We start from the raw sequence: 23,744 nt of genomic DNA, 5'->3' as shown, positions 1-23,744 counted from the left end.
CCGAGGTTCCATACTGCGTGAAACAAAAAAAACCACCGACCAGTTTGGCACGGTGGTTTGACTTTTTGTATCGCGTAAAAACAGATCAGTGATGGGTTTCGATAATCGTCCCGGTTTTCACCACTTCGGTGATGGTGACACCAAGGTTATCATCGACCACAACCAACTCCCCGCGTGCGACCAGACGGTTGTTGACGTAAATATCAACAGGCTCCCCCACACGACGATCAAGCTCCAGAACGGCCCCGCGTGTTAAGCGCATAAGCTGTGCCACCTGAATCTGGCTTTTGCCAATCACGGTCGAAACACGCACAGGCACATCATAGGCCGCACCTATCTCAGACCCGTGACGGGCCGCAAATGGATCTTTTTCTTTGTCAGCCATGATTTCCAAGTCACCTAATCAGATCGATAGAATCGCGACACTCACTATAGAGTGTTAGCTTTGAAAAAAGTGTTAGCAAGCCCAATCTGTTTTAATTCGTACGTTTCGTCAAAATGTATCGAGACAATTTCACGCTCGTTTTTTGTATTATAATCCCTTATCTCTGGCCTCATATCGAAAATAACGTCTAAAAAACAGTATCAGGATGCGACATGCCATATGACTGCCAATGGGTTGCCGAAGCCATCAGCACCATCGAAGCCGATTTTAACCGATCCGCCGATACGCACCTGATCCGCCTGGATCTTCCCCCGCTTGACGGGATTGGCTTGTATCTCAAAGATGAATCGACCCATCCGTCCGGCAGTCTAAAGCATCGTCTGGCCCGCTCGTTGTTCCTATATGGGCTGTGTAATGGCTGGATCACCAAAGACACCCCGGTGATTGAAGCGTCCAGCGGCTCCACGGCGGTATCAGAAGCCTATTTCGCACGTCTTCTGGGCCTGCGCTTTATCGCCGTGATGCCCAAATCCACATCGCAACAAAAGATTGATCAGATTGCCTTTTATGGTGGCGAAAGCCATCTGGTCGACCAAAGCGGTCAGATTTACGAAGAATCACAACGCCTGGCCCGTGAACTCGGCGGCCATTACATGGACCAGTTCACCTATGCCGAACGGGCAACCGACTGGCGCGGTAACAACAACATCGCCGAAAGCATCTTTGAACAGCTTAAACACGAACCGCATCCTGTTCCACGCTGGGTCATTGTCGGGGCTGGCACCGGCGGCACCTCATCAACCATTGGCCGCTACATCCGCTATGGCCGTATCCTCGGGCAAGGCTGCGAACTATGCGTGGCCGACCCGGAAAATTCGGTTTTCTATAATGGCTATGAAACAGGTGATTGCAGCATCACCGGGGATAAGGGATCACGCGTCGAGGGCATTGGACGCCCCCGCGTTGAACCCAGTTTCAATCCGAATGTCGTTGACCGGATGTATCGCATTCCCGATGCCGCAAGCTTTGCCGCCTTGCAGTACCTTGAAAAGCATCTTGGCCGCCGCTGTGGCGGCTCAACCGGCACCAACCTGATCGCCACCTTGTCGTTGATCAGCGACATGAACAAGGCCGGTGAAAAGGGCTCTGTCGTGACGCTGCTGTGTGATGGCGGTGATCGATATCGCGATACTTACTATAATCCTGATTGGATCAAGGCTCAGGGAATTGATCTTAAACCTTGGCATGACGCACTCGACCGGTTTGATGAAACCGGGATTTTCGATATGCCGCTTGAAAACTGCGCCCGCCATCCATCACTTTAAATCCCTGATGGCCACAAAAAAGACGGGCGGTAAAAACCGCCCGTCAGGCAACACAGAGAAGACAAGTTCAGGGAGGATGAGGTAAGGCCTAGCCGCTGACGGTAATTTTGCGCGGCTCAGGTTTTTCTTCCACAACTTTTGGAAGAGTAAGTGTCAGAACACCATTTTTAAACGATGCGGCAATATTGTCGGCATCGATGGTGTCGGGAAGACGGAACGACCGCTTGAAACTACCATATCTGCGTTCAACAACGCGGGCACCTTCATTGCTTTCACGGGTGGTTTTCTTCTCCCCCGTGACGGTCAAAACACCTTCGAGAACCGAAACATCGACATCACTTTGTTCGACACCAGGAAGTTCGGCCGACAGTTCAATATGATCGTCGGTTTCATGGACGTCGATCCGCGGGCTTAAAAACGATTGCACATCACCATCCACACCAGAAGCGGCTTTGGACGGCACGGCACGATCCCCAAAGATCGAACCGATCACTTGGTCAAAATCGCGCCCGAAACCACGGGAAATAAGGGTGAAAGGATCGGCAGCAATCGGCGAAGAAGAAAGACGACGTGCGGATCCATTAAGGTTCTGAAGTCCAGTCATAATAACCCTCCATTACAGACGAGTATCCTTGCGTCGGCGGTCCAGACCAGGCTGCAACCGTGACGCGTATCAGGGCACCATGCCCCTTTGCCTCCTTGAGATAGATCGGGTGAAAATTTCCGCAAGTCGCCAGATGCATTTTTTTGATCTTTTTTTGATTTTTCTCCGCTGGCATTCCATTCCTTGGAAAAACTGACTTTGGGACTGGCGGAGTCTACGGCCAAAGACTAGCTTCACCCCATTGCATGGCGGGTTCCCCGCCGCCTCCCCTATATCAAGGATATTCCATGAGCACTTTATTCTCGCCCCTGTCTTTGGGGAAACTGGCCCTCGATAATCGCATCATCATTGCGCCGATGTGTCAGTACTCCGCTAACAACGGTAGCTCCACCGCATGGCACGACATGCATCTGGGCAACCTTGCCCAATCCGGCGCAGGACTTCTGATCATAGAAGCAAGTGCGGTCGAACCCGAAGGACGCATCACCTACGGCGATCTTGGCCTGTGGGATGACACAACCGAGGCCAGTCTTGATAAAACCATCAAGGCCGTGCGCAGCCATTCCGACATGCCAATCGCCATCCAACTGGCCCATGCCGGGCGCAAGGCATCCTGTGAAAAACCATGGGATGGTGGCGCTGCCATCGATCCTGACCACAAGAACGGCTGGCAGGTTGTTGCTCCGTCTGCAGTCCCGTTTAAACAGGGTGACCCAACACCCGAAGCCCTTTCCAAGTCACGCATGGCCGAAATTGTTCAAGCCTTTGCCGACAGTGCAAAGCGCGCCCTTCGCATCGGGTTTGAGGCCATCGAACTCCATGGCGCGCATGGCTATCTGCTCCATCAGTTCTTGTCCCCACACTCAAACAAGCGCGATGACGAATATGGTGGATCGCTTGAAAACCGCATGCGTTTTGCCCTCGAAGTTTATGACGCAGTCCGCCGCGAAGTCGGCACCGACTTCCCGGTCGGCATGCGCATATCGGCCAGTGACTGGGTCGAGGGCGGCTGGGACATTGATCAAAGCGTTGAGTTGGCAAAGGCCCTCAAAGCGCGCGGATGCGACTTTATCCACGTCTCATCAGGCGGCCTGCATATTGATCAGAAAATCCCGCTTGGCCCAAACTATCAAGTCCCATTTGCCGATCGCATCAAATCGGAAACAGGCATCACGACAATTGCAGTTGGCCTGATTACCGAGGCCGAACAGGCAGAAGCCATCACCTTTACCGGCCAAGCCGATGCCATCGCCCTTGCGCGCGGTATTCTGTATGACCCGCGCTGGCCATGGCATGCGGCTGCAACACTGGAGGCCGAAGTCAAAGCCGCCAACCAGTATTTGCGGTGTCAGCCACGCGCATTGAAAAAGCTGTTTGGCTAGCCTTTTAGGCGCGATCAAGACAAAGCCCTGCCGCAGATTGCGGCGGGGCTTTTCTTTGTTTTAGGGCCAAGCACAAAAGACACAAAAGATAAAGAGGCCCCGCAAATGCGAGGCCCCTTCCGTAGCAAATAGGTCGGTTGGTTGGTAAGGCTTAGAAGCCCATACCGCCCATGCCGCCCATACCACCCATGCCACCCATGTCAGGTGCGCCGCCGCCAGAAGATTTATCTTCCGGTTTATCAGCGATCATGCATTCGGTGGTGATCAGCAGACCAGCGACCGATGCTGCGTCCTGCAGGGCAGTACGAACAACTTTGGCCGGATCGATGATGCCAGCTTTGACGAGGTTGGTGTATTCGCCTTTCTGGGCGTCATAACCAAATTCAACGTCATCCTGCTCAAGCAGTTTGCCGGCAACAACCGCACCGTCAACACCTGCGTTCTGAGCAATCTGGCGAACCGGCGCCTGAAGCGCACGGCGAACGATGTCCACACCGATGGTCTGGTCGTGGTTTTCGCCTTCAAGACCTTCAAGCGCACGGACAGAGTACAGCAGAGCCGTACCGCCACCAGCAACAATGCCTTCTTCGACAGCAGCGCGGGTTGCGTGCAGGGCATCGTCAACGCGGTCTTTACGTTCTTTAACTTCGACTTCCGAAGCGCCACCGATTTTGATTACGGCAACACCGCCTGCGAGTTTCGCAAGACGTTCCTGCAGTTTTTCACGATCGTAGTCAGAAGTGGTTTCTTCGATCTGAGCGCGGATCTGGGCAACACGTGCTTCGATCTGTGCTTTCTCACCAGCACCATCAACGATGGTGGTTTCTTCTTTGGTGATGGTGATCGATTTCGCGGTGCCGAGCATGTCGAGCGTAACGGTTTCAAGTTTGATGCCGAGATCTTCGGAAACAACCTGACCACCGGTAAGAACGGCGATGTCTTCAAGCATTGCTTTACGACGGTCACCAAAGCCCGGTGCTTTAACAGCAGCGATTTTCAGACCACCGCGCAGCTTGTTGACAACCAGAGTTGCCAATGCTTCGCCTTCGACGTCTTCCGCAATGATAAGAAGCGGCTTGCCCGACTGAACAATAGCTTCAAGAAGCGGCAGCATCGGCTGCAGCGAAGAAACTTTTTTGTCGAACAGAAGAACATAAGGATTGTCGAGATCTGCAACCATCTTTTCAGGATTGGTTACGAAATACGGCGACAGGTAACCACGGTCAAACTGCATGCCTTCGACAACGTCGAGTTCAGTGTGCAGACCTTTGGCTTCCTCGACGGTGATAACACCTTCGTTGCCAACTTTTTCCATGGCTTCAGCGATCATGTCGCCGACTTCACGGTCACCGTTTGCCGAAATGTTACCAACCTGTGCGATTTCATCGCGGCCGGTTACTTTACGTGCACGGCTCTGGATCGATTCGATGACTTTGGTCGTCGCAAGATCGATACCGCGTTTCAGGTCCATCGGGTTCATGCCCGCAGCAACAGATTTGTTGCCTTCACGCACGATCGCCTGAGCCAGAACCGTTGCAGTGGTGGTGCCGTCACCCGCCATATCGGCGGTACGTGAGGCAACTTCACGCAACATCTGTGCGCCCATGTTTTCGAACTTGTCAGAAAGTTCGATTTCTTTGGCAACGGTAACACCGTCTTTGGTCACGCGCGGTGCGCCAAAGGACTTTTCGATAACAACGTTACGACCTTTCGGGCCGAGCGTCACCTTGACAGCATCTGCCAGGATATCGACACCACGCAGCATTTTAGCGCGTGCATCGGTAGAAAACTTTACGTCTTTAGCAGCCATAATATTCTTTCCTCTCTATGAGACGGATGAACGTGGACATAAATCACCCAAAGGGCTGACTTATTCCATGATGCCCATAATGTCGGACTCTTTCATGATCAACAGCTCTTCGCCGTCAACCTTGACTTCGGTACCTGACCATTTGCCAAACAGGACTTTGTCACCTGATTTGACGTCAAGCGCGACGACAGAGCCGTCATCTTTACGCACGCCAGAACCCACAGCGACGACTTCGCCTTCCTGCGGTTTTTCTTTCGCGGTATCCGGAATAATGATGCCACCGGCAGTCTTGGTGTCGGACTCGACACGACGGACCAGGACGCGATCATGCAGCGGACGGAACTTCATTTTAGACAACTCCGTGTTAAAGCTAAAGGCTCGTTTAAAACTACGACTAACCGGGATGAGCCCGTATTAGCACTCACCCCCGGCGAGTGCTAACAGGATGTATTGGAGTGAGTGATTTTTGTCAATAGGATTGGCGTGTTCGTCGCAAAAATATCATGAATTCCGCGACATTGGCCCAAATCGGGCCTTGGCTGCCATGGTGCCGCCACAAACAGCATGGGCCAGCCCGATAGAGGTATCACGCGCCACCGCAATGCGCAAAAGGCAATAATGTGGCACACAATCACGGGTTCAGATCAGCGCGGCGTGAAATACCGATCCATCAGGTCTGGCTCATCAAAATGCCGCCGCCCGACAAACGCCGTTGCATGATGCCCCCATTGTCGCATGGCACCGGGTTTCTCAACCCCCATCGGCCAAAGTAAAATCCATTCCAGCCGTTCCGTGCCGGGTACAAATCCGTCCTCATCAAAAAAGCTGGCCGTGCCCTGCCCGTTTTGTAGCTGCAACTGGCTCAAGTCCTGTACCGGACGAAGGGATGCGTTTTGCCTGATCATATTACCAGCCATTGTGTCAGCCTGGGCATCGGTCAGTTTCAGAAGATAGTGGCTGGTTTCATCGATCCACAGAACAGGCTGCTTCAAGATCGATTGATCAACATATCCCGCGGGCATTTCCGCCGTTTCACGAATGTCGTTGTCCTCTGGCGCAGTGATTCGCTGCAAAGTTTGGCTCGGAAAGAACATGTGATAACAGCCGCAGCCATGGATCGTATCGCCGATCAACGGCGTGCCATCATCATCAAGGGTAACCCGCCAAACCAGCGCATCAAAATGCCCGGCCAGAATATCAAACCGGCTGGTAGCAGGGCGCTCCGGGAACCAGATTTCATAAACGATTTGCGGCCGCCATTTTCCGGCAAAATATGTATGGCTCAGGCGATAATAGATATTTGGATGATCTGTATCGACGACGGCCAAAGCATCACGCGCGGGCAAGGTCGGCTGTCCAACCTTGTCACTCTCACTTCCCGTTCTCACCCGAAAAACCGGCGCATAGGCCAGCACCAGTTTTTCAAGCTCGGCACCCGTTGGCTGCAACAAACCAAAGGCATCCCGTGCAATGTCGCTAAAACCGTCATCAGTTTGGTCGGGTACTAAATAGTCGTACCACGGTCCCGACGCCGCAATATCCGCGCTCCTTTGCTCAAAACTTGCAAAGTTCTCCTGCTTCCATCCTTCATATCCGAAATAGGCCGCGAAGGCTGTTATCGGATACAGACCCGCGATGCGCTGAAAATCAAGATAGTCATCAGGCACAAATACCGCCGCAGACAGCACCGGATACTGATCGGGCATCAGGGACGCGGCCATCGTGTTGGCACAAGCCTCAATCTGATCAAATGAGATACCTGATGCAACTGGAAGGTTGGCCATTTCACTTTGTCGTGCGTCGCGATCAAGGCCACGCATCTGTGCGATAAAGTCCCGCCAACGATCCGGTTGATCGACCTGCCCGTCACCATCTTCATCAAGCTGGCGCGCCAATAAAACAGAGTTCCGGTTGGCCCGAAGATATGCGAACCCGGCAACCGGTGAAGCCGACGCGTTCCTCACACCGTTTTGGGCGACCAACGCATCAATATACGCAAGTTGCGCATCACACGATAACGTCGCCAGATCGCCTACTGGGCGCGTGCCTTGTGCGCATGCCGCAAGAAGGGCTGGTAAAAAGACCACAAAAACAGCAAACCCACGCCGCATCACACGTCTCCATTCGGTTACCAACGTACCGTACGACCATCACGGTCTGACAACAATGATTAGGGTAAGGACCTATTAATTTGGTTCCAACTTTATTCTTAAGCTTAAATACGATAGGTCGTTTTGTCTGGTTTTCGTGTTACTTTAAAATGGTTCGACCGCAGCATCTCAGGCCTTAACAATGAAGTTTGAAGCCCTCGACATCCCGGACGTAAAACTGCTTTTTCCTAAAAAGTTTAGCGACGAACGCGGGTTCTTTTCGGAAACCTATAATCAAACGACCTATGCCGATGCCGGAATTGTCCAGTCTTTCGTTCAAGACAATCAGTCGTTTTCACGTGAACCCGGTGTTTTGCGCGGCCTGCATTATCAATGCACACCCTATGCGCAGGACAAGCTTGTGCGCGTTGCTCATGGACGCATCCTCGACGTTGCCGTGGACATTCGCGCAGGGTCCAAGACTTTCGGGAAATGGGTAAGTGCTGAAATCAGTGCGACAGAATGGAACCAGATTTTGATCCCATGTGGGTTTGCCCACGGCTTCGTAACGCTCGAACCCGACACCGAGGTTCATTATAAGGTTTCCGCCCCCTACACCCCCGAGGCCGAACGATCCATCATGTGGAACGATCCAGACCTTGGCATCCCATGGCCATACGAGGAAAGCGACGTAATTCTGTCGCAAAAAGACATGCAAGCCATGAGCTTTGCCGAGTATTGCCGCAACCCGGACTTTTGATCCCCTGAGCCTAGCTACATTTGGTCATAGGTCCGCAGTACAGTTTGAAGATACTCGCGATAGGAACTTGCACCAAACCCGGTGATAAGGTCTTCAAACTGGGAAATTGAAATCATCCCGGTTCTCAGGGCAATTTCCTCAGGACACGCGATTTTTAAGCTCTGCCGATTCTCCACAGTCCGCACAAAATCGGCAGCATCAAGCATCGCCCCATGGGTCCCGGTATCAAGCCAGGCATAGCCACGCCCCATTTTTTCCACACGAAGCGACCCACGCTGAAGATACGCCTTGTTCACATCGGTAATTTCAAGCTCACCACGGGCTGATGGCTTGATGGAGCGCGCAATATCAACGACGTCTGCATCATAAAAATACAATCCGGTAACCGCATAATTGGACTTTGGATTGTCTGGCTTTTCTTCGATATCAAGTGCAATTCCCGCGCGATCAAATTCGACCACGCCATACCGCTCAGGATCTTGAACAAAATAGGCAAACACTGTCGCACCGCGCGATTGCCGCATCGCATTTCCAAGCAACTCGGTTAAGCCATGCCCAAAATAGATATTATCGCCAAGAATCAAACAACAGGGATCATCTCCAATGAAATCGGCCCCCACAATAAAGGCATCTGCCAAGCCCCGTGGTTCGGTTTGAACCGCATACGCCAAACGCACCCCCCACTGAGAACCATCGCCGAGTAACTCTCGGAAAAGCGGGACATCACGCGGGGTGCTAATGATCAGAATATCCTTGATCCCCGCCAGCATCAGTGTCGTCAGCGGGTAATAGATCATCGGTTTATCATAAACCGGCTGAAGCTGCTTGGAGACAACCAACGTTGACGGATGCAGGCGTGATCCGGTGCCACCTGCAAGGATAATGCCCTTACGCATGCGCGCCCCCTTCTGCGAGATTTTGCAAAACCTCCATCAAACTCTGATCAAAGTCGGGTAAACCAAACCCGAAATTGGTCATGAATTTTTCCCTCGACATCACAGAATAGGATGGTCGTCTTGCCGCCGTCGGGAACTCGGCATTTGTGACCGCTTTGATCTCGCAGGTTGCCCCCGACCATTGCTCCCCAAAAATCTTGATCGCCTTTGCCTGTATTTCACGGCTAAACGCACACCATGTCATCTCAGCATCTGAAACCAGATGATAGGTGCCAAATTGATCAAAATCACGACGCACGACCTCGGGCACGATGCGCAAAATGGCCATCGCGAGATCAAGCGCACTTGTCGGACATCCTTGCTGATCATCCACCACAGAAATATGTGTTTTATCGCCCAACAACCCCAACATGGTTTTGACAAAATTTTTGCCAAACGGGCTGTAAACCCAGGAAGTTCGAAAAATAAGATGCTGGTTGGTGATCGCCCGAATGGCTTCTTCGCCCGCCAGTTTCGTGACACCATAGACACCAAGCGGCGCCACAGGGTCTGTTTCGCGATAAGGTGTTTTACCCTCACCGTCGAAAACGTAATCTGTTGAAATATGAATAAATGGCACCGAATGCCGTGCCGCGTTTTCAGCCATCGTCCGGACGGCATCGCAATTTACACGCCGCGCCAGTTCAGGTTCATTCTCCGCAAGATCCACCGCCGTGTACGCCGTCGCGTTAATGATGACATCGGGACGATATAGATCGACGGCCTTGGTAATATTGTCTGACTGCGCAACGTCGCAATCATTGCGATCAAGGAACTGCACGCTTAAGCCCGCAAAAGCAGAACTTCGCCACGCAAGGCTCTGCGCCAATTGCCCATTCTTGCCAAAGACCAGAACCTTGATCATTGGACAGCCCCCTGACCAAGCCGTTGTCCTGCATATTTTTCCTTAAGGATTGGTTCCCACCACGCGCGATGATCGACATACCACGTCACGGTTTGCGCAAGACCGGCTTCAAAACTGTATCTCGGGCTCCAGCCAAGTTCATCGCGCATTTTTGACGGATCAATCGCATAGCGCCAATCGTGCCCCGGACGGTCGTCAACGAAATCAACAACCTCATCAAATGACTTGCCCGCTGTTTCGGGGACAAGGCTCGTCACCGCGTCAAAAACTTTGCGGACCACATCCAGATTGGTAACCTCGTTACAGCCGCCAACGTTGTATTTCTCACCAACCCGGCCCTGTGTCAGGATGGTAAAAAGGGCCTCTGCATGATCCTCGACATGCAACCAGTCACGGGTATTGCCCCCATCACCGTAAACGGGCAATTTTTTACCCTGCAAAACATTCAGGATCATCAGCGGGATCAGCTTTTCGGGAAATTGATAGGGCCCGTAATTGTTTGAACAATTACTGATAATCACCGGCAGGCCATAGGTCTGATGCCACGCCCGCACCAAATGATCCGCCCCGGCCTTCGTGGCCGAATAGGGTGAATTCGGTGCATAGGCTGTTTGCTCGGTAAACAGCCCTTCGTCACCCAAAGATCCATAGACTTCATCGGTTGAAACATGATGAAACCGAAAGGCCTGTTTGCACGCATCATCAAGACCATTGAAATAGTCCCGCGCAACTTCAAGCAGCGTAAACGTGCCGATGACATTGGTCTGAATAAAATCCGACGGACCATCTATCGAACGATCCACATGGCTTTCAGCCGCCAGATGCATCACCGCATCAGGCTGAAAGTCCGAAAACACCGTAGCAACCGCTTGCTTGTTACAAACATCGACTTTCGCGAAACTATAGTTGGGAAAAGCAGAGACAACCTCAACTGTGCGCAAGTCGGCCGCATAGGTCAATTTGTCGAGGTTAAGAACCTCAAAGCCCTTTTTCCCGGCAAGAAGTCGACAAACAGCCGAGCCGATAAACCCTGCCCCTCCGGTCACCACAACCTTCATCGCAAACTCTTTCGATTTCAGTGTTCCGAGCGCAAGAAATCACGCCCGGCAGTCGACACCAAAGCAGGCGTCGAAAACAGCATCGTCGATTTGTGGTTTGCAACTTTGTCGTTGATATGTCGTCTTTGGGGCAAAATGCTCTAAAACAATTGTGGCCGCACAGAATGCCTCACAACATTCAGGCGGCCACAATGAAAAGCGCGAATTGTTTTATTCCACCGTTACCGACTTAGCCAAGTTTCGCGGCTGGTCAACGTCCGTACCCTTATGCACCGCCACATGATAGGCCAGCATCTGAACCGGGATGGTATAGAGGATCGGGGCGACGAAATCGGCGACCTTTGGCAGTTCAACCGTGGCCGATGCAATATTCCCAAGCTTTGCCAGTCCCGGCGCGTCAGAGATAAAGATCACCCGCCCCCCACGTGCGGCGGCTTCCTGCATGTTTGACGCCGTTTTTTCAAACAGCTCGTCAGACGGTGCAATCACAATGATCGGCACAGACTGGTCGATCAATGCAATCGGGCCATGCTTCATCTCACCCGCGGCATAGCCTTCGGCGTGGATATAGGAAATTTCCTTAAGCTTAAGCGCACCTTCCATGGCAATCGGATACCCAAGACCCCGGCCCAGATACAAAACATCGCGCGCATCTGCGATATCAAGGGCAAGTTTCTTAAGGGCTTCGTCATGATGCAGGACTTCGGCGGCATGTTTGGGCACTTCGATCAGCGCATTAACAATGGCGGCTTCTTCGTCCTTTGCCAGCGTTCCGTTTTCACGCCCGATGGTCACGGCAAGGCAGGCAAGAACCGTTAACTGCGTGGTAAAGGCCTTGGTGGATGCCACACCGATTTCCGGTCCGGCATAGGTCTGAAGAACAACGTCGCTTTCGCGTGCAATGGTGCTTTCGGCCACATTGACGATGGAAACGATCTTCTGGCCTTTTGATTTGGCATAGCGCAACGCTGCGAGCGTATCGAGCGTCTCACCCGATTGCGAAATAAACAACGCCACCCCGCCCTTGGCAAGCGGCGGGCAGCGATATCTGAACTCCGATGCAACATCAACGTCCACACCCAATCCGGCATAACGCTCAATCCAGTGCTTGGCGACAAGCCCTGCGTAATAGGACGTGCCACAGGCAACGATTGTCAAACGCGTCGCATCGGCAAAGGAAAACGGCATGTCGGGCAGTTTGATGGTCTGGGTCGCCGGATTGATAAACGCATGCAAGGTGTCGCCGATTACAGCAGGCTGCTCGAAGATTTCCTTTTGCATGAAGTGGTTATAGTTCCCCTTGCCCATCATCGCACCTGAAACGGCCGACAATTTGGTTTCGCGGGTCACTTCAACATCATTTTCATCACGGACCTGAACGTGCTCCCGGGTCATTTCGACCCAGTCGCCTTCTTCAAGGTAAATCAGCTTGTTGGTCAGATGCGACAAGGCCATCGCATCCGAACCAAGATACATCTCCCCTTCACCAAGACCAACCGCAAGCGGCGTTCCACGACGTGCCCCAAAAATCACGTCATGCTGACCGGCAATCATAATCACCAGTGCAAATGCACCCTCGATGCGATGAAGGGTCGCGGCAACCGCATCGCGTGGTGTTTTGCCCTGATCAAGGAAATCAGACACCAGATGCACAACCACCTCGGTATCGGTTTCAGTGGCAAATGCGCGCCCCTTGCCAGAAAGCTCTGCCTTGAGGTCCTGATAGTTTTCAATGATGCCGTTATGAACAACGGCAACCTTGCCATCAGTGTGCGGGTGGGCATTGTTTTCGGTCGGCACACCATGGGTCGCCCAACGGGTATGACCAATACCAACATCGCCGGCAAGCGGGCTTTCGGCCAGACGATTGGTCAGGTTGATCAGTTTGCCCTCGGCACGGCGGCGTTCAATATCGCCATTGACCAGCGTTGCAATCCCGGCACTGTCATAGCCACGATATTCAAGGCGCTTGAGCCCTTCAAGAATACGTTCGCTTACACTGTCTTTGCCGATAATCCCGATAATGCCGCACATATGGATTTCTTTCCCGCTTCTAGCCGCTTGTCATTTTGAGCCATCCGGACGGTCGACCAGATGGCAAATCATTGTTCTGTATTCGTTTATTTCTTACCGGTCAGGGCGCGCATCTTATCGCGAAACGCCGCAGCCCAGCCCGGTTTTTCAGTACGTTCTGCCCGGGTCAGGACAAGTGCATCCGCATCAACTTTGCCTGTAATCGTACTGCCTGCACCAACAATGGCACCATCGCCAATTTCAACCGGCGCAACCAAGGCCGAGTTTGACCCGATAAACGCCCCCGCCCCGATATCGGTATGCTGCTTGCGATAGCCATCGTAATTACACGTAATCGTCCCGGCCCCGATATTGGCCTTGGCGCCAACGCGGGCATCGCCGATATAGCTCAGGTGATTGACCTTGGCCCCGTCTTCGACAATGGCCTTTTTAATCTCGACAAAATTGCCAACCTTGGCCCCGTCACCGATTTCAGCCCCCGGACGCAAACGGGCATAAGGACCGATATCGGCCCCTTTGCCAACGACACAGCTTTCAAGATGGCTAAATGCCTTGATCACGGTGTTATCGCCCACTGTAACACCCGGTCCAAACACAACATTGGGTTCAACAATCACGTCCCGACCCAATTTTGTATCCGCACTCAGGAAAACCGAGGCAGGATCAATCAGGGTCGCCCCCTCATTCATCGCATTGGTGCGCAAACGGTCCTGAAGGATGGCCTCGGCGGCTGCCAGTTGCGGGCGTGAATTGACACCAAGGGTTTCAGCCTCGTCAACTTCGACCGCGACACAGCTTTTGCCATTGTTCCGCGCCACTTCAACCGCATCGGTCAAGTAATACTCGCCCTTGGCATTGGTGTTATCAATCGCCTCAAGGGTCGCAATCATGTCTTCGGCGCGGAAACACATCACCCCGGAATTACAGAAGTTGATCTGACGCTGCGCTTCATCGCATTCCTTGTCCTCGACGATGGCTGTGAGCATCCCGGTCTGTGCATCCGTCACCAGACGGCCATATCCGGTCGGATCATCCGGGCGGAAACCAAGCACCGCAACGCTGTGATCCCCTTCTTCACGGGCGTCGACCAAGCGTTTCAGGGTTTCAGCGGTAAAAAGCGGACTGTCGGCATATAGAACCAGCACATTGCCCGTCAGGCCCAAAAGCCCGTCCTTGGCGGCCAAAACCGCATGTGCTGTACCAAGACGGTCTGTTTGCTCAAATGTCGGATGGGGTGCGACAGCCTCAACAAGTTTCGGCATGTCCGGTCCAACCACAACCATGGTTTTCACGGCATCAAGTTTGGCCGCCGCATCAATCACATGATTGACCATCGGCTTACCGGCCACCTTATGCATCACCTTGGGCAAGGCACTTTTCATGCGCGTGCCCATACCTGCGGCCAAAACAATTACACTTAACTCAAGTGACATTTATCAACACGCCTGCTGCCGTTTTCGTGCAGCATCCCCTGTTCTTGCACCGTGCAATTATGCGCAACCACACGGTTCATCAAATTTGACGCAAGTCTTAGAACATATTCTTTTGCAGCAAAAGCCCATAAAGAATCACGTTTTGTTACCGCCTGTTAGCGGATGTTACGGTTTGTTAATGGCACGAACTCGGTTAAGTTCCCCTAAACTTACCCACCCCGATCAAACAATCCATTTCAGGAACCCCACATCATGGCAAAATTCATCATGTTCGACCTCGATGGCACCCTGATTGACGGGGTCGATGATTTGCTTTTTGCCATGAATGAGTTGCTCGGCGTGCACGATCTGGCACCACTTGCGCGCCACGACCTCGAAGCCATGCTCGGCGATGGCACATGGATGCTGACAAAACGCGCCTTTGCCGCACGGGGCAAAACACCCGACGACGCAACGCTTGATAAACTGAATATTGATTTCAACGCCCGTTATCGTGCCACCAACTACGCCCAAACCCGTCTTTATGACAATGCCGAAGCAACCCTTCGCAACCTTGCCAAAGACGGCTGGACCATCGCACTGGCATCAAACAAACCAACCGCCCCTTGCGAACGCATTCTTGAAAATCTGGGGATTTCCGATTTGTTTGCCGTTATTGCCGGTGGGGACGCCACAACGGTCAAAAAGCCCGATGGCGGTCATTTGCGCTTTGTGCTGGATAAACTTGGCTACAATGCCGCGAACGGTGACATCGCCGTGATGGTCGGCGACCACGCCAACGACATCAATGCCGCACGCGATGCGAACACGCATGCCATCGCAGTCGCGTTTGAAGTTTCAGCCGATCGTGCCAACACACTGAATGCCGATGCGGTTGTCACCGATTATTCAAACCTTGTCCGCGCAATTGACGACATCATCCAGCCCAAAGGCTAAGGCTGAGCCACAAACACGCGCCAGCCTCAGCATCAACAACACACCACCTTATTTGATCGGCACCGCCCCGGTATTGACGATTTCAAACGCCCAGTTTTCAGCCGCGGTATCATCAAGGTTCAGGTGCTCGACAAGATAGGCAAGGCGTTCGGTATCATCACCCTTGGCCGTACAGAAACGATCCTGCAGATAAAATGGTGGTGTCGCCTGATAGGACATTTTGGCGCGCACAGATGCCGGTGTCCCGTCGATGTCTGACAGTTTGATGTCGTATTTCACATGGTCCCCGCCTGTCGCGGTTGATGTGCGATAATCGGGATCATCGCCAATGGCCGTAAATCCGGCATCCTCGGCAAGCTCATCCCCGGCCCCAAGCGCATTGGAAATTTCAATCCGTTCCGTAAGCGGAAGGTACCCGGCCGGCGGCAAACGGTTGTCTTTGACCTCGGCACAGATCGACAGGAAGCTCGTCGTCAATTGCCCTTTGGGGGCCACGTTGTGACCACAGCTATATTGGGTACTGCCATCAAGCGGCGGCGTGCTGACCAGTTCCTGATAAATCTGGACCTGATCTTGCGCACTTACCGTCTGATAATGCGGTTGATGGGCCCGCTTAAGCGGATCAATACGCGCGCTGCACTGATTGTCCCACCAAAGCTCGCCGTCAACTGGCGTCCCAGCCTGATCAACAATCACCCCGGCCCCATTGACCCGGCCCGATGCCCAGATGACTTTTTCATCCTGATCAAGCACTTCAAACGTCACAAACGCGCGGCGGAACCCAACGCCGGATGGGAACTTATGCCCGGTCAGGCTGGCAATGGCGACCTCACTGGTCAATTTACCATCCTTGATCGCCGCATCCTTAATGGCGATGTTAACCGTATCACTGCGCGCCTGCTTGATCATCGCCCGTTCGGTATAGGCCAGCGGATCAACGCCTTTGTCGCCAAGCATCGGATCTGCGGTTGGAATGCCCATAACATCCGGGAATTGCTGGAACATCTCAACCAAGAACAGGTTCAACCCAACCAGCGTATGGCGGGCAAACCCGTCACGGGCCTCAAGGTCAAGCAACTCCGGCCCAAAGGTATTGGCAGCAGCCGGGAAGTTGGAATATTCCTGAATAGAGGCGATCTTGCTGCGGAATTTGGCTTTGTCATCGCCCGATGGCATATGACATTCCTGACAGCTCATCGCCATTTTTCCTGCACCACCGGGCAACCCACCATCAAGGGTGTAGCCGGTTCTAAACCCGCTAAACGCCCACTCGGCATAGGTTGTTTGCTCATAAACCGTGCCGACCTGCTTGCCATCCTTTAACACCGGCAAATGCACGGTATGGCATGTACCACACATTTCCGATGTCTTGATGGCATCCCCTTTGGCCGGGGTAATGCCAAGGGTATATTCCATCGGATGTTTTTGCGGTTTATCAAACGGTCCATAAAGCGTATCGGCATCCCCGACAAGGAAACTGCCGGTAAAGGTTTTGGCAAAGCCCGTTGCATCCGGGTTCAGCGTTTCCTGGCGCTGCAACACACAGGCATTCTGCGGTGCGTCCTTGAACTTTTCGGTGGCATCCTTGCCCAACACCATCTGATGACACGCCATGCATGAAATGCCATCCCGCGCCAACGCCCCATAGGATGCGTGACCTGCCGCCGGATTATTGGCGAGATATGGAATTGCATCGACCATTGATCTGGTAAAATCACCACAATCAACTGCTGTTTGCACACCCGCTGTCGCACTGGCCTGCTGCGCCATATTGTGGTCAATCTGGAACTGTCGCTGTCCCATAATCCCGTGACAGCCAAAGCAGGTGTTTTGCACCAGTTCGGGCTTGTCACTGTGGAAGGTTTGCAGTTCGCTTGCCATTTGGGCAAAGAAGATCGGATCACGCCCGGCAAGCCCCATCGGCGATGATCGCCATGTGGCATAGGGTGCCATGTTCAACAAACGATCACCATCGGGATCGGGCATGGTCATATCAAACTGCAAGCCCGTACTGCCTGCATCATGGCACCCGACACATTGGTCACTGGTCATGAATTGACTGTGCGCTGATGGGCCATCCGCATTCATCCAGACAGTGTCATAAGTCTGCGACGGCATATCGCTTGGCGGTGCCAGATCATACTCAAACGGGCTGCCGGTTTTGGCAAAGGCGGTTAAAATCACCGCCATATCGGGATGTGCACTAGTGCGGGCTTTGCCCAGTGGATCTGGCACCTTTTCAAGTTTTGCCCGCAAACTATGGATATCAGACGGCGCATCATTGGATGACGTGATCTTTTTGACCGACGGCGCAACACCGCCATCCTGACCCAGATACTGACCGGCAAAGAAATCCTGCGACAGGAAAACTTCGGGTTGCCCCGGATGGCCTTCAAGGTTGCGCACCTCGGCAAAGGTCATGTCCTTGGCCGATCCATGGCAATTCACACAATATTGCCCAAAGCCCATATTGGGCGGACCATTGCTGGTTCCCGCGGGCCAATCGGCTTTCCACCCCGATCCCGGCCAGCCATACCAGCCCCAGAACCAACCATCATAGGATGCCTCCTGATCACGCACCATGATCGCCGCACCACTGGTTGGCCAAAGACGTGTGGGGTCTTCCCCCGCACAGGCCGCCGCTGGTTGCGGATACATCTCCTTGACCATGATTGCACCATCGGGGATCGCGGTCGGGCTACTGGGTCGGGCATCCTCGGCACCCCGGTTTTTCGACAACCAAGCAACCATCTCAGGGGAATACCAGATGACGACCGGCGAATGGGTCCCGTGATAGGTCCCGGTCCATTGACCATTATTGCCCGTCGTATCGCGACTGGCGGTAAACGGCCCGGTATCGCGGACATATTTATCGCGTACCCATCCGGCATCCGTATCGCGATGACACCAGTTATCAAAGAATTTCGAAAGAGCATCTTCATATTGATCAAGCGGCAAGCCAGACGGATCGGCCACAGTCGCACTTAGCGATGTACATAACGCCGTATCGGTCGGGACAAGCGGTGCATCGCGCAAGGCCGAACACGATTGCGCCCAAACCGCACCAGAAAGGCAACAGCCAATCCCCGCCAGAATAAGCGCACGCAATGGTGCTGCTGAAGACCGCTTGAACATGGTTCTCTCCCCCGTGGCGTTTGCCCCCAAACGCATTTTAACCCTACAGGCAGTATGGTCTTTAAATCAAAACATTCAACCCTTGATTGCTATTTTCAAATTACATTCATCTTCCCGGTTTCGCTGGCACATTCCCGTCAAACGCAAACCGGCCAGCAATTTCTTGCCAGCCGGTTCAGTGTTTGCCGGATGCTACCCCAATAGCATCCGGCGGGAGTTTTGGTGTTCGCGTTGATCAGTGGCTGTCTTTGGGAATTTCCTTGCCACGATGACCAACGAGGAAGTCAAAATCGGCCCCTTTATCGGCACCAATAACGCTTTTGTAATACAGCGATGCATAGCCACTTGCCGGCACCGGAACGATGCTGTGCCAGTCAGCCAGACGCTGTTTAAGTTCGGCATCACTGATATCGAGATGCAAACGGCGGTTGGGCACATCAAGTTCGATCATGTCGCCGTTTTGAACCACCGCCAACGGACCACCAGCAGCAGCCTCGGGCGAAGTATGCAAAACCACCGTGCCATAGGCCGTGCCGCTCATGCGCGCATCGGAAATGCGCACCATGTCGGTGATGCCTTTACGCAGCACCTTGGGCGGCAGCCCCATATTGCCGACTTCTGCCATCCCCGGATAGCCTTTCGGGCCGCAGTTTTTCAAAACCATGATGCAGGTTTCATCGATATCAAGATCCTCGTCATAGATCTTGGCCTTGTAATCATCGATGTCTTCAAACACCACGGCACGTCCGCGATGGGTCAAAAGCTCCGGTGTTGCTGCGGACGGTTTAAGCACCGCGCCATTCGGGGCCAAGTTGCCCTTCACCACAGCAATACCGCCACTTTCGGTCAGCGCATTTGCAAACGGTCGAATAACGTCATCGTTCCAATTGCGTACTTCTTTGACCTGATCCCACATGGTTTCGCCCGACACGGTCAGCGCATCATTATGCAGCTTCCCGGCCTCGGCCAGTGCCTTGATCACCACCGGCAACCCACCGGAATAGAAGAATTCCTCCATCAGGTATTTGCCCGATGGCTGCAGATTGACAATCGTCGGGATATCGCGGCCAAGACGATCCCAGTCATCAAGGGTCAAATCAATGCCAACACGCCCGGCAATCGCCAGCAAATGGATCACCGCATTGGTCGATCCGCCAATCGCCCCATTGACGCGAATGGCATTCTCAAATGCTTCCTTGGTCATCACGTCAGATGGTTTCAGGTCATCCTTGACCATATCGACAATCCGACGCCCGGTAATATGGGCCATCACACGACGGCGGCTATCAACCGCCGGGATCGCCGCATTGCCCGAAAGCGCCATACCAAGCGCTTCGGCCATGCTGGCCATGGTCGATGCCGTGCCCATCGTGTTGCACGAACCGGGCGACCGCGACATGGCGATTTCAGCTTCAAGGAAATCCTCGGTGCTGATTTTACCGGCCTTGCGGTCTTCGGAAAGCTGCCAAAGCGACGTGCCCGAACCGATATCCTGTCCGCGCCATTTACCATTAAGCATCGGGCCACCGGTGACCACAATCGCCGGGATATCAACGCTGGCCGCCCCCATCAAAAGCGCCGGGGTGGTTTTATCACACCCCACCATCAGGACCACGCCATCAAGTGGCGTCCCACGAAGGGCTTCTTCAACGTCCATGGCCGCAAGATTACGGAACATCATGGCGGTTGGGCGCAACGTGCTTTCACCGGCCGAGAAAACCGGGAATTCAAGCGGCAAACCGCCTGCTTCGTATATGCCGTGCTTAACGCGCTCTGCCAAATCTCGCAGATGCGCATTACACGGGGTTAGCTCCGACCATGTGTTACAGATGCCAATGACCGGTCGCCCGTCGAACAAATCCGACGGCAAACCCTGGTTTTTCATCCAGCTTCGATGATAGATGGCATCCTTGCTGCTGCCACCGAACCAGCCCTCTTGCGAACGCAAGGTGCGTGGCCATGATGCCGGTTTAAACTTGGTCATGCCCGTTCTCCTTTTGGAATTATTATCGAGACGGGTCCTTTCACGCACAGACACGGACCTGTTGCGCGGGACTGTGAAAGACGCAAACATCCCTGCCAAACCGTATCGGGTTGACTGTGTGTGGGAATATTTGCGCCTTTTCTCGTCATCGTATTGTTACGCTTTGTTTTTGTTATAGACGTCAAAGATCACAGCTGCGAGCAGCACCAGACCCTTGATCACCTGTTGCCAGTCAATGCCAACACCGACAATCGACATGCCGTTGTTCATGACCCCCATGATCAGCGCCCCAACCACGGCACCGATCACTTTGCCAACACCGCCCGACATCGATGCACCGCCAATAAAGACAGCCGCAATCACATCAAGCTCAAACGCAAGGCCTGCTTTTGGTGTTGCCGTGTTCAAACGCGCGGCAAAGACCAAACCGGCAAGGGCGGCGAGCATCCCCATATTGGCAAAGGTAAAGAACGTCAGGCGTTTGGTATTAATGCCTGAAAGCTTGGCAGCCTTTTCATTCCCGCCCAGCGCATAGATGCGCCGACCAAGTGTTGTGCTGTTGGTGACAAAGGTGAAGATCGCAATCAACACCGCCATAATGATCAGGATGTTCGGCAACCCGCGATAGGTCGACAGAAGATAGGTCACAAACAGAATGGCCAAACCGGCCACCGCATGCTGGGTGACAAATACCGCCATCGGTTCATCAACGGCGGCAAATTTCGCCTGTTTTGCCCGTGACCGCATGCCCAGGATCGGCAGGAGTGCCGTCAGTGCAACGCCAAGTGTCATCGAAAAGAGGTTAAAGCGCCCTTCGATCAAACCGCCAAAGAAGTCCGGCAGGAAGCCCGACGACATTGCCTGGAATTCCGGCGGGAACGGACCAACCGATGCCCCGCCCAGAAGCGCCAGGGTCAAGCCCTTAAACACCAGCATCCCGGCCAAAGTGACGATAAACGACGGAATGCGCCAATAGGCGACCCAATACCCTTGGGCTGCCCCAATGATTGCGCCGACCACAAGACATGCCGGTACGACAAAGACGGTCGGTAAATCCCAATGGACAATCATCACCGCAGCAAGGGCGCCGATAAAGCCAACGACCGAACCGACCGAAAGGTCAATATGCCCGCCGACAATGACCAGCAGCATACCGACAGCCATGATGATGATATAGCTGTTCTGCAAGAATAGGTTCGTCAGATTGACCGGTTTAAGCATGATGCCATCGGTCACAACCTGGAAGAAGGCAAGAATGGCGACCAGCGCAACAACCATGCCGTATTCACGGATATGGGTGCGCAGATAGTAACCAAGTGATTTGTTTTCAGTATCGCTCATTGTCTGTTCCTCACGCCTTCAGGATCATGCGCATGATTGCTTCCTGGCTCGCATCTTTTGCTGCAAGCTGCCCTTTGATCTCACCTTCGTTCATGACGTAGATGCGGTCGCACATGCCTAGAAGCTCCGGCATTTCCGACGAGATCATAATGACCCCCTTACCGTCGGCTGCCAGTTGGTTGATAATCGTATAGATTTCGTATTTCGCACCGACATCGATGCCACGGGTCGGTTCATCAAGAATGAGAACTTCCGGTCCCGCAAACAGCCATTTTGACAAAACAACTTTTTGCTGATTACCCCCGGAAAGATTGACGACCTTCTGCGCGACATTCGGTGTCCGAATGTTGATTTTCTCCCGGTATTCTTCGGCAACGGAACGTTCCGCACCATCATTGAGAACACCGCGTTCAGACACACCACCCAGATTGGCAAGGGTGATGTTGGTCGTAATACTTTCATCAAGGATAAGGCCCATTTCCTTGCGGTCTTCGGTAACATAGGCAAGACCGGCGGCAATTGCCTTTTCAACGGTCGAAACATCGGCGGGTTTGCCGTTAATCAGCACTTCACCAGAAATCTCAGTACCATAGGATTTGCCAAAGATGCTCATGGCAAGTTCGGTTCGCCCTGCCCCCATTAACCCGGCAATCCCGACAACTTCACCCGCCGCAACGTCGATACTGACGTTATCAACGACCTTGCGTTCTGGGTGCAGCGGATGGGTGGCCGACCAATTGCGCACTTCCATCAGTTTATCTTTGCTGATGTTGGGGGTGCGTTCGGGATAACGGTGGGCCATATCGCGCCCGACCATATCCTTGACGATGTCGTCTTCGGTAATCTGTCCGCCGCGCGCATCAAGGGTCGAAATCGCCTTACCGTCGCGGATCACGGTAATCCGGTCGGCAACCCGGTTGATCTCGTTAAGCTTATGCGAAATCAGGATCGATGTGATGCCCTGTGCTTTGAATTCCAGCAACAGATCAAGCAGCTTTTGACTGTCGTTTTCCTGCAAACTGGCGGTCGGCTCATCCAAAATCAGCAATTTGACCTTTTTGGAAAGCGCCTTGGCAATCTCGACCAACTGCTGTTTGCCAACACCGATGTTGGTCACAAGTGTTGCCGGATTTTCCTTGAGCCCGACTTTCGAAAGCAGCTCGCCGGTGCGCGCAAATGTCGCGGGCCAGTTTACAATACCGTTTTCGGAATTTTCATTGCCCAGAAAGATGTTTTCGGCAATCGACAGAAGCGGCACCAAGGCCAGCTCCTGATGAATAATGATAATGCCGCGTTCTTCGCTGCTGCGGATATCCTTGAATTCCTGCACGCCACCGTCATAGAGGATGTCACCTTCATAGGTGCCGTGCGGATAAACACCACTCAGCACCTTCATCAGGGTCGACTTACCGGCGCCATTTTCACCGCAAAGTGCGTGAATTTCGCCACGTTCAACCTTCAGGCTGACATCATCCAGCGCCTTTACCCCAGGGAAGGTCTTGGTGATGTTCTTCATTTCCAGGATGGTATCCATCCGGTCCTCCCACTGCCGTCGCTGTGCGACGACGCTTCTATACACGTGTCTTGTTGATTGTCCGGGATAATTTCTTGGCGGATCGTAACATGCCTGCAACTACATCACGCAAAGTGTGCATTTTGGCAAGACA

General features: G+C 53.3%; 18 protein-coding genes. 4 read left to right on the top strand and 14 right to left on the bottom strand.

The window, feature by feature from the left end; all coding sequences use genetic code 11:
• Positions 1-85: 85 nt before the first annotated feature.
• Positions 86-385 (bottom strand): flagellar motor switch protein FliN, encoded by a 300-nt coding sequence (gene fliN, locus AMM48_RS18905; protein WP_022730240.1) that lies wholly within the window; start codon positions 383-385, stop codon positions 86-88.
• Between the two features lie 212 nt (positions 386-597).
• Between fliN and AMM48_RS18900 the strand changes: the two genes are divergently transcribed.
• Positions 598-1,710: a PLP-dependent cysteine synthase family protein gene (locus AMM48_RS18900; RefSeq protein ID WP_102785343.1), complete on the top strand. Its 1,113-nt coding sequence runs from the start codon at positions 598-600 to the stop codon at positions 1,708-1,710.
• Positions 1,711-1,798: 88 nt separating this feature from the next.
• Here the strand turns inward: AMM48_RS18900 and AMM48_RS18895 are convergent, their stop codons facing one another.
• Positions 1,799-2,314 carry an Hsp20/alpha crystallin family protein gene (locus AMM48_RS18895; protein ID WP_102785342.1) on the bottom strand — a complete coding sequence of 172 codons (516 nt, stop codon included), beginning with the start codon at positions 2,312-2,314 and terminating at the stop codon, positions 1,799-1,801.
• 287 nt (positions 2,315-2,601) lie between these two features.
• Between AMM48_RS18895 and AMM48_RS18885 the strand changes: the two genes are divergently transcribed.
• The gene (locus AMM48_RS18885; RefSeq protein ID WP_102785341.1) at positions 2,602-3,696 is read left to right on the top strand and encodes an NADH:flavin oxidoreductase/NADH oxidase; all 1,095 of its coding nucleotides are present in this window, start codon (positions 2,602-2,604) and stop codon (positions 3,694-3,696) included.
• Between the two features lie 151 nt (positions 3,697-3,847).
• On the opposite strand, the gene groL is transcribed toward AMM48_RS18885, so the two are convergent.
• The 3 genes from groL to AMM48_RS18870 form a co-directional block, all read right to left on the bottom strand.
• Positions 3,848-5,506, bottom strand: coding sequence for a chaperonin GroEL (gene groL, locus AMM48_RS18880; RefSeq protein WP_101304440.1), 1,659 nt, complete (start codon positions 5,504-5,506; stop codon positions 3,848-3,850).
• A 60-nt stretch (positions 5,507-5,566) separates the two neighbouring features.
• Positions 5,567-5,854, bottom strand: coding sequence for a co-chaperone GroES (gene groES, locus AMM48_RS18875; protein WP_022730235.1), 288 nt, complete (start codon positions 5,852-5,854; stop codon positions 5,567-5,569).
• A 296-nt stretch (positions 5,855-6,150) separates the two neighbouring features.
• The gene (locus tag AMM48_RS18870; protein WP_102785340.1) at positions 6,151-7,617 is read right to left on the bottom strand and encodes a hypothetical protein; all 1,467 of its coding nucleotides are present in this window, start codon (positions 7,615-7,617) and stop codon (positions 6,151-6,153) included.
• A gap of 181 nt (positions 7,618-7,798) precedes the next feature.
• Here AMM48_RS18870 and rfbC point away from each other — a divergent pair, with 181 nt between their 5' ends.
• Positions 7,799-8,356 (top strand): dTDP-4-dehydrorhamnose 3,5-epimerase, encoded by a 558-nt coding sequence (rfbC, locus tag AMM48_RS18865; protein WP_102785339.1) that lies wholly within the window; start codon positions 7,799-7,801, stop codon positions 8,354-8,356.
• A gap of 14 nt (positions 8,357-8,370) precedes the next feature.
• Here rfbC and rfbA read toward each other — a convergent pair whose 3' ends face one another.
• The 5 genes from rfbA to glmU form a co-directional block, all read right to left on the bottom strand.
• On the bottom strand, positions 8,371-9,252 hold the full coding sequence (rfbA, locus tag AMM48_RS18860) for a glucose-1-phosphate thymidylyltransferase RfbA (RefSeq protein ID WP_102785338.1): 882 nt from the start codon (positions 9,250-9,252) through the stop codon (positions 8,371-8,373).
• On the bottom strand, positions 9,245-10,156 hold the full coding sequence (gene rfbD, locus AMM48_RS18855; protein ID WP_102785337.1) for a dTDP-4-dehydrorhamnose reductase: 912 nt from the start codon (positions 10,154-10,156) through the stop codon (positions 9,245-9,247). The genes rfbA and rfbD overlap by 8 nt, the downstream gene beginning before the upstream one ends.
• Positions 10,153-11,214: a dTDP-glucose 4,6-dehydratase gene (gene rfbB, locus AMM48_RS18850; protein ID WP_102785336.1), complete on the bottom strand. Its 1,062-nt coding sequence runs from the start codon at positions 11,212-11,214 to the stop codon at positions 10,153-10,155. The genes rfbD and rfbB overlap by 4 nt, the downstream gene beginning before the upstream one ends.
• 210 nt (positions 11,215-11,424) lie before the next feature.
• Positions 11,425-13,248, bottom strand: a complete 1,824-nt coding sequence (gene glmS / locus AMM48_RS18845) for a glutamine--fructose-6-phosphate transaminase (isomerizing) (protein ID WP_102785335.1) — start codon at positions 13,246-13,248, stop codon at positions 11,425-11,427.
• Between the two features lie 86 nt (positions 13,249-13,334).
• Positions 13,335-14,681: a bifunctional UDP-N-acetylglucosamine diphosphorylase/glucosamine-1-phosphate N-acetyltransferase GlmU gene (gene glmU, locus AMM48_RS18840; protein WP_102785334.1), complete on the bottom strand. Its 1,347-nt coding sequence runs from the start codon at positions 14,679-14,681 to the stop codon at positions 13,335-13,337.
• Positions 14,682-14,933: 252 nt separating this feature from the next.
• On the opposite strand from glmU, the gene AMM48_RS18835 reads away from it, so the two are divergent.
• The gene (locus tag AMM48_RS18835) at positions 14,934-15,617 is read left to right on the top strand and encodes an HAD-IA family hydrolase (RefSeq protein WP_102785333.1); all 684 of its coding nucleotides are present in this window, start codon (positions 14,934-14,936) and stop codon (positions 15,615-15,617) included.
• A gap of 48 nt (positions 15,618-15,665) precedes the next feature.
• On the opposite strand, the gene AMM48_RS18830 is transcribed toward AMM48_RS18835, so the two are convergent.
• The 4 genes from AMM48_RS18830 to mmsA all read right to left on the bottom strand — a co-directional run bounded on the left by AMM48_RS18830 (position 15,666) and on the right by mmsA (position 23,611).
• Positions 15,666-18,752 (bottom strand): hypothetical protein, encoded by a 3,087-nt coding sequence (locus AMM48_RS18830; RefSeq protein ID WP_102785332.1) that lies wholly within the window; start codon positions 18,750-18,752, stop codon positions 15,666-15,668.
• A gap of 235 nt (positions 18,753-18,987) precedes the next feature.
• Positions 18,988-20,736, bottom strand: coding sequence for an L-arabinonate dehydratase (gene araD, locus AMM48_RS18825; protein ID WP_102785331.1), 1,749 nt, complete (start codon positions 20,734-20,736; stop codon positions 18,988-18,990).
• Positions 20,737-20,892: 156 nt separating this feature from the next.
• Complete coding sequence (gene mmsB / locus AMM48_RS18820; RefSeq protein WP_102785330.1) at positions 20,893-22,077, bottom strand: multiple monosaccharide ABC transporter permease; 1,185 nt, start codon at positions 22,075-22,077, stop codon at positions 20,893-20,895.
• A gap of 10 nt (positions 22,078-22,087) precedes the next feature.
• Complete coding sequence (mmsA, locus tag AMM48_RS18815; protein WP_022730220.1) at positions 22,088-23,611, bottom strand: multiple monosaccharide ABC transporter ATP-binding protein; 1,524 nt, start codon at positions 23,609-23,611, stop codon at positions 22,088-22,090.
• Positions 23,612-23,744 lie beyond the last annotated feature (133 nt).

The organism is Thalassospira sp. GB04J01 (assembly GCF_000751115.1).
Taxonomy (GTDB): Bacteria; Pseudomonadota; Alphaproteobacteria; order Rhodospirillales; family Thalassospiraceae; genus Thalassospira; species Thalassospira lucentensis.
The sequence above is the reverse complement of the archived record's forward strand: the minus strand, read 5'-3'. Positions and strand labels throughout refer to the sequence as shown.

Coding starts and splice junctions, on each gene's coding strand:
- groES (WP_022730235.1), bottom strand. CDS start 5,854: ATGAAGTTCCGTCCGCTGCATGATCGCGTCCTGGTCCGTCGTGTCGAG.
- AMM48_RS18895 (WP_102785342.1), bottom strand. CDS start 2,314: ATGACTGGACTTCAGAACCTTAATGGATCCGCACGTCGTCTTTCTTCT.
- glmU (WP_102785334.1), bottom strand. CDS start 14,681: ATGTCACTTGAGTTAAGTGTAATTGTTTTGGCCGCAGGTATGGGCACG.
- rfbB (WP_102785336.1), bottom strand. CDS start 11,214: ATGAAGGTTGTGGTGACCGGAGGGGCAGGGTTTATCGGCTCGGCTGTT.
- mmsB (WP_102785330.1), bottom strand. CDS start 22,077: ATGAGCGATACTGAAAACAAATCACTTGGTTACTATCTGCGCACCCAT.
- araD (WP_102785331.1), bottom strand. CDS start 20,736: ATGACCAAGTTTAAACCGGCATCATGGCCACGCACCTTGCGTTCGCAA.
- glmS (WP_102785335.1), bottom strand. CDS start 13,248: ATGTGCGGCATTATCGGGATTATCGGCAAAGACAGTGTAAGCGAACGT.
- groL (WP_101304440.1), bottom strand. CDS start 5,506: ATGGCTGCTAAAGACGTAAAGTTTTCTACCGATGCACGCGCTAAAATG.
- fliN (WP_022730240.1), bottom strand. CDS start 385: ATGGCTGACAAAGAAAAAGATCCATTTGCGGCCCGTCACGGGTCTGAG.
- rfbA (WP_102785338.1), bottom strand. CDS start 9,252: ATGCGTAAGGGCATTATCCTTGCAGGTGGCACCGGATCACGCCTGCAT.
- mmsA (WP_022730220.1), bottom strand. CDS start 23,611: ATGGATACCATCCTGGAAATGAAGAACATCACCAAGACCTTCCCTGGG.
- AMM48_RS18885 (WP_102785341.1), top strand. CDS start 2,602: ATGAGCACTTTATTCTCGCCCCTGTCTTTGGGGAAACTGGCCCTCGAT.
- AMM48_RS18835 (WP_102785333.1), top strand. CDS start 14,934: ATGGCAAAATTCATCATGTTCGACCTCGATGGCACCCTGATTGACGGG.
- rfbC (WP_102785339.1), top strand. CDS start 7,799: ATGAAGTTTGAAGCCCTCGACATCCCGGACGTAAAACTGCTTTTTCCT.
- AMM48_RS18870 (WP_102785340.1), bottom strand. CDS start 7,617: ATGCGGCGTGGGTTTGCTGTTTTTGTGGTCTTTTTACCAGCCCTTCTT.
- AMM48_RS18900 (WP_102785343.1), top strand. CDS start 598: ATGCCATATGACTGCCAATGGGTTGCCGAAGCCATCAGCACCATCGAA.
- rfbD (WP_102785337.1), bottom strand. CDS start 10,156: ATGATCAAGGTTCTGGTCTTTGGCAAGAATGGGCAATTGGCGCAGAGC.
- AMM48_RS18830 (WP_102785332.1), bottom strand. CDS start 18,752: ATGTTCAAGCGGTCTTCAGCAGCACCATTGCGTGCGCTTATTCTGGCG.